Origin of the sequence: Nonomuraea sp. SBT364, from assembly GCF_001083785.1 — a bacterium.
Taxonomy (GTDB): Bacteria; Actinomycetota; Actinomycetes; order Streptosporangiales; family Streptosporangiaceae; genus Nonomuraea.
This window is the reverse complement of record NZ_LAVL01000053.1, coordinates 39,047-50,679: the sequence shown is the minus strand read 5'-3', so window position 1 is coordinate 50,679 and position 11,633 is coordinate 39,047. Positions and strand designations below refer to the sequence as shown.

12 protein-coding genes are annotated in these 11,633 nt (G+C 70.2%); 4 read left to right on the top strand and 8 right to left on the bottom strand.

From position 1 onward, the window contains the following. Positions 1-103: 103 nt before the first annotated feature. Positions 104-1,042: a ribose-phosphate diphosphokinase gene (locus tag ADY59_RS23620; protein WP_049565608.1), complete on the top strand. Its 939-nt coding sequence runs from the start codon at positions 104-106 to the stop codon at positions 1,040-1,042. Here the strand turns inward: ADY59_RS23620 and ADY59_RS23615 are convergent, their stop codons facing one another. The 3 genes from ADY59_RS23615 to ADY59_RS23605 all read right to left on the bottom strand — a co-directional run bounded on the left by ADY59_RS23615 (position 1,043) and on the right by ADY59_RS23605 (position 3,517). Continuing rightward, on the bottom strand, positions 1,043-1,921 hold the full coding sequence (locus ADY59_RS23615; protein ID WP_049565605.1) for a hypothetical protein: 879 nt from the start codon (positions 1,919-1,921) through the stop codon (positions 1,043-1,045). Next, a complete protein-coding gene (locus ADY59_RS51605; RefSeq protein ID WP_442937712.1) occupies positions 1,918-2,241 on the bottom strand; it encodes an NPCBM/NEW2 domain-containing protein in 324 nt (107 codons plus the stop codon). Before ADY59_RS51605 ends, ADY59_RS23615 begins: the two co-directional genes overlap by 4 nt. Before the next feature lie 520 nt (positions 2,242-2,761). Then, positions 2,762-3,517: an SDR family oxidoreductase gene (locus ADY59_RS23605; protein WP_049565597.1), complete on the bottom strand. Its 756-nt coding sequence runs from the start codon at positions 3,515-3,517 to the stop codon at positions 2,762-2,764. 93 nt (positions 3,518-3,610) lie between these two features. On the opposite strand from ADY59_RS23605, the gene ADY59_RS23600 reads away from it, so the two are divergent. The 3 genes from ADY59_RS23600 (at position 3,611) to ADY59_RS23590 (ending at position 5,921) form a co-directional block, all read left to right on the top strand. Next, positions 3,611-4,342, top strand: coding sequence for a nucleotidyltransferase domain-containing protein (locus tag ADY59_RS23600; RefSeq protein ID WP_049565594.1), 732 nt, complete (start codon positions 3,611-3,613; stop codon positions 4,340-4,342). A 40-nt stretch (positions 4,343-4,382) separates the two neighbouring features. Next, positions 4,383-5,012 carry a maleylpyruvate isomerase N-terminal domain-containing protein gene (locus ADY59_RS23595; RefSeq protein WP_049565593.1) on the top strand — a complete coding sequence of 210 codons (630 nt, stop codon included), beginning with the start codon at positions 4,383-4,385 and terminating at the stop codon, positions 5,010-5,012. A gap of 72 nt (positions 5,013-5,084) precedes the next feature. Then, positions 5,085-5,921 carry an NmrA family NAD(P)-binding protein gene (locus ADY59_RS23590; protein ID WP_049565592.1) on the top strand — a complete coding sequence of 279 codons (837 nt, stop codon included), beginning with the start codon at positions 5,085-5,087 and terminating at the stop codon, positions 5,919-5,921. Here the strand turns inward: ADY59_RS23590 and ADY59_RS23585 are convergent. The 5 genes from ADY59_RS23585 to ADY59_RS23565 are packed head-to-tail and all read right to left on the bottom strand — an operon-like array spanning position 5,900 to position 11,598. After that, positions 5,900-6,904, bottom strand: a complete 1,005-nt coding sequence (locus tag ADY59_RS23585; protein WP_049565591.1) for an ABC transporter ATP-binding protein — start codon at positions 6,902-6,904, stop codon at positions 5,900-5,902. The two genes, ADY59_RS23590 and ADY59_RS23585, sit on opposite strands and share 22 nt — an antisense overlap. After that, entirely contained in the window at positions 6,901-7,875 is a 975-nt protein-coding gene (locus ADY59_RS23580; RefSeq protein ID WP_049565590.1) for an ABC transporter ATP-binding protein, read from the bottom strand. Before ADY59_RS23580 ends, ADY59_RS23585 begins: the two co-directional genes overlap by 4 nt. Next, on the bottom strand, positions 7,872-8,753 hold the full coding sequence (locus tag ADY59_RS23575; RefSeq protein WP_049565589.1) for an ABC transporter permease: 882 nt from the start codon (positions 8,751-8,753) through the stop codon (positions 7,872-7,874). Before ADY59_RS23575 ends, ADY59_RS23580 begins: the two co-directional genes overlap by 4 nt. Continuing rightward, the gene (locus ADY59_RS23570; protein WP_082310345.1) at positions 8,750-9,796 is read right to left on the bottom strand and encodes an ABC transporter permease; all 1,047 of its coding nucleotides are present in this window, start codon (positions 9,794-9,796) and stop codon (positions 8,750-8,752) included. The genes ADY59_RS23575 and ADY59_RS23570 overlap by 4 nt, the downstream gene beginning before the upstream one ends. Then, on the bottom strand, positions 9,793-11,598 hold the full coding sequence (locus tag ADY59_RS23565; protein WP_049565587.1) for an ABC transporter substrate-binding protein: 1,806 nt from the start codon (positions 11,596-11,598) through the stop codon (positions 9,793-9,795). The genes ADY59_RS23570 and ADY59_RS23565 overlap by 4 nt, the downstream gene beginning before the upstream one ends. Positions 11,599-11,633 lie beyond the last annotated feature (35 nt).

Genomic DNA, 11,633 nt, shown 5'->3' with positions numbered 1-11,633 from the left:
CTACCCGCCCGCCCCCGACGCGCTGGCCCTGGCCTGGCGCGTCGTCGACGACCTGGGCTCGCTCACCCCGGACCTCCTGGCCTGACGATAGGGTCTGGGAATCGTGCGAGACATCACGGTATTCAGCGGCAGCGCCCACCCCCAGCTGGCCGAGGAGATCTGCGCCCAGCTCGGCACTCCCCTCCACCCCGTCAAGATCGACCGCTTCGCCAACGACGTCATCGAGGTCCAGCTCCAGGCCAACTGCCGCGAGCGTGACGTCTTCCTGATCCAGCCACTCGTGCCGCCCACCCAGGAGCACCTGGTCGAGCTGCTGCTCATGCTCGACGCCGCCCGGGGCGCCTCCGCTGCCAGGACGACCGTGGTGATGCCGCACTACGCCTACGCGCGCTCCGACAAGAAGGACGCGCCACGCATCTCCATCGGCGCGCGGCTGGTCGCCGACCTGATGGTGGCCGCCGGCGCCGGCCGGGTGCTGGCGATGACGCTGCACTCCCCGCAGGTGCACGGCTTCTTCAGCGTCCCCGTCGACCACCTGCACGCGCTGCGCGAACTGGCCGCGCACTTCCGGCAGTACGACCTGTCCAACACCGTCGTGGTCTCCCCCGACCTGGGCAACGCCAAGGAGGCCGCGCACTTCGCCCGCCTGCTGGGCGCCGACGTGGCGATGGGCGCCAAGCAGCGCTTCCCCGACGACCGGGTGGTGATCAGCTCCGTCATCGGCGACGTCGCCGGCAAGGACGTGATCATCCTGGACGACGAGATCGCCAAGGGCAGCACGGTCATCGAACTGCTCGACCGCCTCCGCGAGCGGGGCGTCAACTCGGTGCGCGTCGCCTGCACCCACGGCCTGTTCGCGGACGGCTCGATCGAGCGGCTCAGCGCGCTGCCGGAGGTGGAGGAGATCGTCTGCACCAACACGGTCCCGCCGCCCAAGCCGAGCGACAAGCTCACCGTCCTGTCGGTCGCCCCCGCCCTGGCCGAGGCCATGCGCCGCATCCACTACGGCGAATCGGTCAGCGCCCTGTTCAGCACATCCTGACTATCTCACCGCTCCGAAGTCGACCCGCATGGCCTTGGAGTCCTCCAGGACGAAGGCCCGCATCTCGTTCCTGGTCCATCCGGCGGGCAGGATCACCCATTTCTTCGGCGGCCGGGCGAGCAGGCGCAGCCCCGTGTACCGGTAGTGGTACGCGGCGTTCTTGTATTTCAGCTGATCCAGGTTGAACGCCTGCACGCCGGGACCGGAGATCTGCAACTCCTTCTCGCTGTAGACAGTGACGTACGGCATCTTGGCGGTGTTCGCCAGGAAGTCCCGGGCGAGCTCCTGCCCTTGTCTCTTGGCCACGTCGGCGCTCATCACGAGCAGGAGCACCGCCACGACCAGCGCCGCCAGCCCTCTTCTGATGCCGAGAGGAAACCCGATGAAGAATCGATACTTGCCGACTTTCGCCCGATAGGTATCGATCATCGCCGCCAGATACTCCAGGAGCACCAGCCCGATGGCGATCAGCGGGAACTGCAGGTAGAGGGGCCACGGCAGCACGATCGCCGCCAGGACCAGGCTCGCGGAGACGGTCCCCACTCCCACGATCCGCTTCATCATGGTCCCGCTGGACACGGTGTCGTCGGTGGCCACCCGGTTGAACCCGGCATGGATGATCAGGAGCGCCAGCGTCGCCCCACCGAAGATGATGAGTGGACTGGCGAGCACGTCGATGCTCTGCCTGACGTAGTCGACGGTGGTGAACCCGAGGGCGGATTCCTCCACCCCGAAATAGGCATAGAACGACGCCGAGCGCATCAGGCCGAAGTAGTAGAGGAGGGCGATGGCCAGGGATAACGGCGCGACGATCGTCGCGATCAGCTCAAGGGTGGCGAGCCTGTTGCCGGGCTCCTGCCCCGGCGCCGGTGCCGTCACGTCAGCACCGGGTCGGCCAGCCCCACGGAAACGCAGCAGTCCGCACCGGGCGCCTTGGCGGTGATCTCCAGGCGGGCGCCTCCGGTGATCGCGATGCTCACCGGCACGGTCTGCCCGACCCCGATCCTTCTTTCCATGACGGTCTTGCCGTCCACCGCCAGGCTCAGGGTCACGACCGTGTCCGTCGGCGCCTCGTCGCCCAGCCCGGCCGTGGCCAACAGCCGCGTGTAGCGGCCGCCGAGGTCGTAGCGGAGGGAAGTGCCGCCCGCCTTGTTCCCCACCTGCAAGATCACGGCGTCCCTGTAGCGGGTGCTCCCCATCGTGATGGGCCCCACGGAGTGGAAGGGATCACTGTCTCCGAGCGGAACCAGGACGGTCAGGGGGAGGGCGGGAAACGCGGTCGGTACGGCGGAGCTGGTAGGAGGGGTCGACGTTCCGGTCCGGGGCACGTTCGCCGCGACATAGGAGGCCACCAGTGTCGCAACCAGCGAGAGGATCGCGCCCACGACGGACGCGATCATCATCAGCGCCGCGCGCCTGGACTGCCTAGGAGGCTCGAACACAGCCGATCAACGCCCCAACCGTCGCAGAGCCACACCGTGATCGCCTCAGGAGGCGATCCTCCCGGCAAGCTACACCTCCCGGACGGCCACCACTACGGCGAATCGGTGAGCGCCCTGTTCAGTACATCCTGAGGATCTGGCCGGTGACGTCGTGCCTGTCGGCGCCGACCCGCCGCATCGGGCGGCCGATCGCCTCGGCGGTGGACGCGCGCGGTGTCGCAGGCGTCGGGATGGGCCGGACGGCTGATCGGCTCCAGCCGTTCGATACGCGGACCTATCACGCGATGCCCCCGTTGCTCATCAGGAGCTGGCCGTTGATCCACCCGCCCTGCGGCGAGCAGAGGAAGTCCACCAGGTGCCCGGTGTCCTGCGGGGTGCCCAGGCGGCCGAGCGGCGTGGCACGCAGGCAGGTGTCGCGTACCTCGTCCGGCATCCAGCCGGTGTCGACCGGGCCGGGGTTGATGACGTTGGCGGTGATCCCGAGGTGGGCGAATTCGTGCGTGGCGGCCAGCGTGATGCGGTCGAGCGCCGCCTTGCTCGCGCCGTAGGGCAGGTTGTGCACCGTGTGGTCGCTGGTCAGGCTGACGATCCGGCCCGTGCCGTGCGCGCCGCGGAAGCGGCGGCCGTACTCGCGGATGAGCAGCCAGGTGGCACGGGCGTTGACGGCGAAGTGCCGGTCGAAGCTCTCGACGGTGGTGTCGAGCAGGCTGGAGTCGACCGATTCGCAGTGGCACATCACCAGGGCGGTGACCGGGCCCAGGCGTTCGGCCGCGTCGAAGATCCGGCCGGGGGCCTCGGGGTCCGTGAGGTCGGCCTCGATCGCCACGGTGGCCGCGCCGCGCATGGTCAGCGCCCGGTCGATCTCCTCGGTCGCGCCCGGCTCGACGCCCCAGGCCATGCGCTCGTCGTACGGCTGCCAATAGGTGAAGGCGAGGTCCCAGCCGGACGCGGCCAGGCGCAGGGCGATGCCGGCGCCGATGCCGACGGTGCGCCCCACCCCGGTCACCAGAGCGAGCGGGCGATCAACAGTCATGCGTCCGATCGTTTCGGGGGCACTCGGGGCTGGGCAACCGGTTTTACCGGCGGCCGTATGGATGGGCGGGGACTGATCGTTCAGAGTGGCAGCATGCACACTTCCACGGAGCTTCTGCTGACGCGCTTTCTGGCGGAGATCGGGCCGGTCGTGCCGCTGGTGGCGCTGTGGGCCCATGGATCGCTGGCCAAGGGCGACTACCAGCCGGGCCGGAGCGACCTCGACCTGATCGCCGTGCTGGAGAGGCCGCTCACCGGTGCCGAACGGGCCCGCCTGGAATCGCTCCACCAGGGGCTCGACCTGCCGCTGGCCGAGCATCTGCACTGTTCCTACCTGCCGGCGGCCCGGCTGGCCGACCCCGGCGAGGAGCACGTGACGTGGGCCATGGAGGAGCTGTTCGAGCGGCCGGTCACCGCCGTCACCCGCCGCGAGCTGCTCACGGGCGCCCTGGAGCTGTACGGTGAGCCGCCGGAGAAGCTGATCCCGCCGGTGTCCGACGACGAGCTGGCCGACTTCGTCCGTACGGATCTGCGTGACTTCTGGATGGTCAAGCTCGGCGGGCGGCGGCGCTGGCTGCGCGAGGTGTGGGTGGACCTCGGCATGGTGACGGTGGCGCGGGCCACGGTGACGCTGCGGGAGGGCCGGCTGATCACCAAGCGGGAGGCGCTCGACGTGCTGGCCGAGCTCGGCGCGCCGGCCGTGGTGGTGGCCGACATCCGCGCCAGGCGCTACGGGACGCCGTCGCCGGCGCTGAGCCGGTTCCGCAGGGCGAAGCTGGCCAGGCGCTTCATCCGGGACGCGATCAGGCGGACCGCCCACGGATAATGTGGGCGAAACAACACCCGAAGAGGGGATATATCCGCTTATGGGCGAGATCAGGAACGCGTACGTGACGGCAGCCGCGTCGGCGGTGGCGCTGCTGAGGAACCCTGCCGTCGCGGCGGCCTGGGACAAGCCGAGCGCGCTGACCGAGTTCAGCGTCGCGGGGCTGGCCGGGCACCTGGCGCAACAGCTCGTCCGGGTCGCCGACGCGCTGGCGAGCGAGGCGGCCCGGGAGCCGGTCCCGCTGCTGGAGCACTACACGCGCTCGGCGTGGGTGCAGGAGGGCCTCGACCACGAGAGCAACGTGAGCATCAGGCGCGGCGGCGAGGTGGCCGCCGCCGGTGGCCCCGACGCGCTCGCCGCCGCGACCGAGGAACTGCTCGGCAGGCAGCGGGCCGTCCTCCCGGCGGAGCCGGCGGACCGGGTGATCGAGCTGCCGCAGTGGTCGCTGCGGCTGGACGACTTCCTGCTCACCCGGCTGATGGAGCTGGTCGTGCACGCCGACGACCTCGCCTCCAGCGTCGGGGTGCCGACGCCCGAGCTGCCGCCGGAGGTCATCGAGCCGGTCGTCGAGCTGCTGGCGCGGCTGGCCGTGCACCGGCACGGCGCGACCGCGGTGATCCGCACGCTGAGCAGGACCGAGCGGGCGCCGGCGACGATCAGCGCCTTCTAGTGGAATGAAGCGTTCTGTTCTGCTACAGTAAGAGCAGAACGTTCCGTTCCGCACTGCTAGAAGGAGTACCCCATGACTTTCCTCGTCACCGGAGCCACCGGGACCGTCGGCCGCCTCGTCGTCGAGGAGCTGCTGCGCGCCGGACACAGCGTGCGCGCGCTGACCAGGGACGCCGCCAAGGCGGACCTGCCCGAAGGCGTCGAGGTCGTCGAGGGCGACCTGGCCGACCCCGCCACGCTGACCGCCGCGTTCGAGGGCGTGCGGGCCGCGCATCTGATCAACTTCGCCGGCGACGACTACGCGCCGCTCCAGCACGGCGAGCGGATCGCCGCGCTGGCGGCGCGGGCCGGCGTGAAGCGGGTGACCGTGCTCGGCGGGCGCGCCGACGGCGAGCTCGCGCAGGCGCTGGCCGCCACCGGCATGGAGTGGACGCTGCTGCACCCTGTCGAGTTCATGTCCAACACGCTCAAGTGGTGGACGCACTCCGTCAGGAGCGAGGGCGTCGTCCGGGAGCCGTTCGGCGACCGGCTGAGCGCCATGGTGCACGAGCGCGACATCGCCGCGGTGGCCGCGACCGTGCTGGCCGAAGGCGGCCACGACGGCGAGAGCCTGACGCTGACCGGCCCCGCCGCCGTGACCACCGCCGAGAAGGTCCGCCTGCTGGGCGAGGCCCTGGGCACCGAGATCCGGTTCGTCGAGCTGACCGAGGCCGAGGCCCGCGCCCAGTGGCAGTCGTTCGGCATGGGTGAGGAGACGATCGAGTTCCTCATCGACGCCCTCGGCAACACCCCGGACGTCGGCAAGACGGTGGTCCCGACCGTTGAGCAGGTCACCGGCCGGGCACCGCGCGGCTTCGCCCAGTGGGCCGCCGAGAACGCGGCCGCTTTTCAGCCGGTGGCGTCCGCGTAGTAGCAGGCCGCCTGCGCCCCGGCCGAGGCCGGCAGGATGTCGAGCAGCTCACCCCTGCACCTGGCGTCCACGCCCGCCTCGGCCGCCTTGCCGGAGGCGAGCACCTGGCAGCGGGCGTGGAAGCGGCAGCCGCCGGGGATCCGGGTCGGGTCCGGCGGCTCCCCCGTCAGCACCACCCGTTCGGGCGACTCGGGCAGCACCGACAGCAGCGCCTGCGTGTAGGGGTGGCGCGGCGCGGTCAGCACCTGCTCGACCGGACCCGACTCGACGATCCGGCCCAGGTACATCACCGCCACCCGGTCGGCGATGTTCCACGCCAGGCCGAGGTCGTGCGTGACGACCAGCGCCGACAGCCCCAGCTCGTCGCGGAGCTTGAGCATCAGCGCCAGGATCTCGCCGCGCACGGAGGCGTCCAGCGAGGCCACCGGCTCGTCGGCGATGAGCACCTTCGGGTTCAGCGCCAGCGCCCCGGCGATCACCACGCGCTGCCGCTGGCCACCGGACAGCTCGTGCGGGTAGCGCAGCAGGAACCGCTCCGGCGGCCGCAGCCCGGCCCTGGACAGCGCCGAGTTCACGATCTCTTCCTCGTCGGGCAGGCCGTGGATGCGCGGCCCCTCGGCCACCGCCTCGTAGACGGTGTGCCGCGGGTTGAGCGAGCCCGTCGGATCCTGGAGGACGAGTTGCACCTGTTTGCGGTAGTTCTTGAGCGCCTTCGAGCCGTACTTCAGCGGCTCGCCGTCGAAGTGGACGGTGCCCGCGGTCGGCCGCTCCAGGCCCAGCAGAGTGCGGGCGAGCGTCGTCTTGCCGCAGCCGGACTCGCCGACCAGCGCCACGATCTCGCCCTCGCCGACCGCGAGGTTCACGCCGTCGACCGCACGCGCCCGCCGTCCGCGCGAGGCGAACTCCACGCGCAGGTCACGGGCTTCGAGCAGGGTACGGCGGTCCGTCGCCACCGTCTCGGCCGGTGCTTCGGTCTCGGTCATGAGGCCTCCTCCTTCGCCCGTACGTGCACGCAGGCGGCGGTGCGGCGGTCACCGGCGGGCCAGAGCTCGACGTCGAGCGACGAGCACTCCTCCAGCGCGATCGGGCAGCGCGGATGGAAGGAGCACCCGGACGGCAGGTGCATGGGGTCGGGCGGGTCGCCGCCGAGCCCCTTGGGCGCGAGCCGGGAGGCCGGGTCGCCCACCGTGGGGAACGCCGCCGCCAGCGCCCTGCTGTAGGGGTGCTTGGCGTCGTGGAACACCTCGTGCGACGGGCCGTGCTCTACGACGCGGCCCGCGTACATGACCGCGAGCTGCCCGCACACGTCGGCGAGCACCGACAGGTCGTGCGAGATCATGATCAGGGAGATGTCGTGCTCGGCGACCAGCTCCTTGATCAGCGTCAGGACCTGGGCCTGGACCATCACGTCGAGCGCGGTCGTCGGCTCGTCGGCGATGATCAGCTTCGGCGAGCAGGCGAGCGCCATCGCGATCATCACGCGCTGGCGCTGCCCGCCGGACAGCTCGTGCGGGTAGCTCTGGGCCCGCCACGCGGGCATGCCGACCTGGCCGAGCAGCTCGGCCACCCGCTTGCCGGCCTGGTCGGGCTTGGCCAGGCCGTGCACCAGCATCGGCTCGGCGATCTGCTCGCCGATCCGGCGCACCGGGTTGAGCCCGTGCTGCGCGCCCTGGAACACGATCGAGGCCTCCGCCCAGCGCACCGCACGCAGCCGGCCCCACTTCATGGCCAGCACGTCCTCGCCGCCGAGCAGGATCCGGCCGTCGACGCGGGCGTCGCGCGGCAGCAGCCGCAGCAGCGCCATGGCCAGCGTCGACTTGCCGGACCCCGACTCGCCGGCGACCCCGAGCGCCGCGCCGCTGTCGAGCGACAGCGACACGCCGCGCACGGCGGGCACCTCGCCGGAGGCGATCCGGTACGTCACCGAGACGTCGTCCAGTTCGAGGAGGGTCATGCGCCCGCCTTCCGCAGTCGCGGGTTGAGCACGGCCTCCAGCGCCCGGCCGCACAGCGTGAACGCCATGACGACCGCGACGATGCACAGGCCGGGGATGAGGATGTACCACCAGGCGCCCGCGGTGGCCGCGCCCCAGTCGTAGGAGCCGCGCAGCATCGTGCCCCACGAGGTCTTGTTCGCGCTGACGCCGAGGAAGGCCAGCGTGGACTCGGTGACGATGGCGCTGGCGACCTCCAGCGTGGTGCTGGCCAGCAGCAGCGGCGCCACGTTCGGCAGCACGTGCCGGGTGGTGACGTGCCAGTGGCCGGCGCCGAGCGCCTTGGAGCGCTCGATGTACGGTCTGGCCTCCACGGCCAGCGTCTGGGCCCTGATCAGGCGGGCGGTCGACGGCCAGGTGGTGACGCCGATCGCCATGATGATCGTGAACGTGCTGCCGCCCATGATGGCCGCCAGCACCAGGGCCGTGACCAGCGATGGCAGGACCAGGAACCAGTCGGTCACCCGCAGGATGACAGCGCTGATCCAGCCGCGGAAGTGCCCTGCGGCGATGCCGAGCACGGTGCCGATCAGCATGCTGACCAGCGCCGCGAGGAAGCCGATGAGCAGCGACGTGCGCGAGCCCCACCACACCATGAGCAGGATCGAGCGGCCCGACTCGTCGGTGCCGAACGGGTAGTCCAGGCTGGGCGGCGCCATCTTGGGCCCGCCGGCGGTGACGACGTTGGTGACGCTCTCGTCGATGAACAGCGGCGCGATGACGGCGAGCACGGCGGCGCCGACCAGGATCGCCAGGCCGACGACGCCGGTGCGCTGCCTGCCGAAGTCCTTCCAGAACCGGCTCAGCGCCTGCCGCCTGCGTGCCGACGCGACGCTCATGCCGACCTCACCCTCGGGTCGAGGATGTGGTAGACCACGTCGGCCAGCGTGTTCATGATGATCACGGCGACCGTGATGAGCATGAACGTGCCCTGCATCAGCGTGAAGTCAGGCACCCTGACCGCCTCGTAGAAAAGCTGCCCGAGGCCGGGCCAGCTGAAGATGGTCTCCACCGTGACCGCGCCGCCCACGACGAAGCCCACGCGCATGAACACCAGCGTGACCGTCGGGAGCAGCGCGTTGGGCACCGCGTGCCGCCGCCGTACGTCGTCGTCGCGCAGCCCCTTGGCCCGGGCGGTCGTCACGTAGTCCTGGCCCACCTCGTCGAGCAGCGACGAGCGCATGACCAGCAGATACTGCGCGTAGACCACGCCGACGAGGGTGATGACGGGCAGCACCATGTGGTGCGCCACGTCGAGCACGTAGGCGAAGCCGTCGGGCGCGTCGACGCTCTGGATGCCCCGCGACGGGAAGATCTTGAAGTAGGCACCGAACACCAGCAGCAGGAGCAGCCCCAGCCAGAACGTCGGCACCGACCAGAGCACCAGCGAGGTGCCGGTGGAGAACTTGTCGAACCGGCTGCCGTGCCGCCACCCGGCCCGCATCCCCTGCCAGATGCCGAGGCTGACCGCGACCGCCAGCCCGACGCCGGCCAGCAGCAACGTGGCGCCGATCCGGTCGCCGATGAGGTCGAGCACCGGCCGCTTGTACTCGTAGGACATGCCGAAGTCGAAGCGCAGCGTGTCGCCGACGAAGTCGAAGAACTGGTTGATCAGCGGCTGGTCCAGGCCGAGCTTGCGGCGTTCGAGGTCGAGCTGTTCCGGGGTCATGTTGCGCCCCTGGGCCAGGGCCCGTACGGGATCTCCCGGCAGCAGGCGGAACAGGAAGAACGTCCCGACGATCACCATGGCGATGCTGAACAACGCCCCGCCGGCCTTCGACAGCGCGTAGCGCAGGATGCCGCGGCGGGCGGGGCGGTCGTCACCGGCGGGGCCCGCCGCCTGGGTGGCGGCGGGCTCCACAGCTTCGAGAGGTGCTGTCATTCTCGATCGTCCGCGACGCTCTTGCGCCGCCTGGTCAGGAAGAAGGCTCCGAGGCCGATGACCACCACGGCCCCGACCACGCCGGCGATCAGGCCGGTGTTGGAGCCGCCCTCGGCCTGGGCGGGCGCCGACTCGACGGCCTCCAGCGAGTAGAACGGCCAGAAGCTGCTGGCGCCGTACAGGATGCCGTCGGCCTCGGGCACGGACGTGATGGACTTGATCCGGTCCTTGCGGTAGCCCTCGAGGTCGTTGGTGTAGTAAATCGTGATCACCGGGGCGTCGGTGTAGAGGCGCTCCTGCATCTGCTTGATCAGCTCGGCCCGCTTCGGCCGGTCGAGCTCCTTGAGCTGCTCCTGGTAGAGCTTCTCGAAGGTCTCGTCGCAGTAGAACGACTCGGTGCCGCCGCCCTCGCCGGCCGGGGTGGGCCGGCGGCTGCACAGGTGCGTCGCCAGGACCTCCTCGGGGTCGGGGTTGACCGACCAGCCGCTGATCGCGATGTCGAACAGGCCGGTGACGCCGGTCTCCTCGGTGAACTTGCTGGAGTCGAGCTTCTTGGTCGTCAGCGTGATGCCGATCTCCTTGAAGAACCCGGTGAGGTATTCGGCGAGCTTGTCCTCGATCGGGGTGTCGGTGTGGATGCTGAAGCGGAACTCCAGCTTCCGGTCGCCGTCGGGCATCGTGCGGATGCCGTCGGCGCCCTTCTTGTAACCGGCGTCGTCGAGGATCTGGTTGGCCTTGGCCGGGTCGTAGGTGACCTTGGTGTCGCCGGTGGCCTCCCAGAAGAAGTCCGTGTACATGGGCGGCACGATCGAGCCGTGGGCGGGCTTGGCGAGGCCGTTCTGCACCTCGGCGACCAGCTTGTCCTTGTCGATGGCCCAGTGCAGCGCCTGGCGGACCTTCTGGTCCTTCAGCGCCGGGTGGCCGTCGCCGACGGGCTTGTCGTCGGTGGTGGTGGCGCCGTGGTTGATCTGCAGGTAGGCGCCGCGCCGGCCCTGCTGGTTCCACTGCACGATGTTCGGGTCGCCCTTGAGCGCCTCGAACTCCGGCGGGTTGAGCCGGCCGATCAGGTCGATCTCGCCGTTCTTCAGGCCCACGACCGAGGCCGCCGGGTTGTCGTAGAAGACGACCTGAAGCTCGTCGATCTTGGGGGCGCCGCGCCAGTAGTCCGGGTTGGCCTTGAGCTTGACGTACTGGTCCTTCTTGTGCTCGACGGCGATGTACGGGCCGCTGGTCACGGACGGGTACTCGTCGCCGGAGAACTCACCGATGTTGGTGACCTTCTCCCACACATGCTTGGGCATGATCGGGATCGGGTTCTCCAGGATCGACGCCTGCGGCGCCTTGAGCTTGATGATCAGGTCCTGGCCGTTGGCCGTGACGCTCTCGAAGTTCTCGACGGCGGGGCCGTTGGCGGTCTTGGCCGCGTCGTCGGACATGATCTTGTTGAACGTCCACGCGGCGTCCTCGGCCGTGACCGGCCGGCCGTCGGACCACTTGGTCTGGCGGATCTTGAACGTCCAGGTGAGCCCGTCCTCGGACGGGGTCCAGGACTCGGCCAGGTCGGGGCTGGGCTTCAGCGTCTTGGAGTCGGGCACCGTGAGGAACCCGTACATCCAGCGGTGGATCGAGGTCGAGACGAGGCGGACCGCTTGGAAGGGATTCATCGAGTCGACGGCCTGTGTGGCGCCGACGCGTACGATCTTCTTCCCCGCCGCAGGGTCCTGCGCCAGGGCCGCTTGGCCCTGGCCGGCTACCAAGAGCGCGACACCTAGCACAGCCAGGCGCGCGAGCCATTTCCTCATGAGTGCCTCACCTTCAGGCGGGGGGTTATCTGTGT

Coding starts and splice junctions, on each gene's coding strand:
- ADY59_RS23575 (WP_049565589.1), bottom strand. CDS start 8,753: ATGAGCGTCGCGTCGGCACGCAGGCGGCAGGCGCTGAGCCGGTTCTGG.
- ADY59_RS23585 (WP_049565591.1), bottom strand. CDS start 6,904: ATGACCGAGACCGAAGCACCGGCCGAGACGGTGGCGACGGACCGCCGT.
- ADY59_RS23605 (WP_049565597.1), bottom strand. CDS start 3,517: ATGACTGTTGATCGCCCGCTCGCTCTGGTGACCGGGGTGGGGCGCACC.
- ADY59_RS23570 (WP_082310345.1), bottom strand. CDS start 9,796: ATGACAGCACCTCTCGAAGCTGTGGAGCCCGCCGCCACCCAGGCGGCG.
- ADY59_RS23600 (WP_049565594.1), top strand. CDS start 3,611: ATGCACACTTCCACGGAGCTTCTGCTGACGCGCTTTCTGGCGGAGATC.
- ADY59_RS23595 (WP_049565593.1), top strand. CDS start 4,383: ATGGGCGAGATCAGGAACGCGTACGTGACGGCAGCCGCGTCGGCGGTG.
- ADY59_RS23565 (WP_049565587.1), bottom strand. CDS start 11,598: ATGAGGAAATGGCTCGCGCGCCTGGCTGTGCTAGGTGTCGCGCTCTTG.
- ADY59_RS51605 (WP_442937712.1), bottom strand. CDS start 2,241: ATGGGGAGCACCCGCTACAGGGACGCCGTGATCTTGCAGGTGGGGAAC.
- ADY59_RS23590 (WP_049565592.1), top strand. CDS start 5,085: ATGACTTTCCTCGTCACCGGAGCCACCGGGACCGTCGGCCGCCTCGTC.
- ADY59_RS23580 (WP_049565590.1), bottom strand. CDS start 7,875: ATGACCCTCCTCGAACTGGACGACGTCTCGGTGACGTACCGGATCGCC.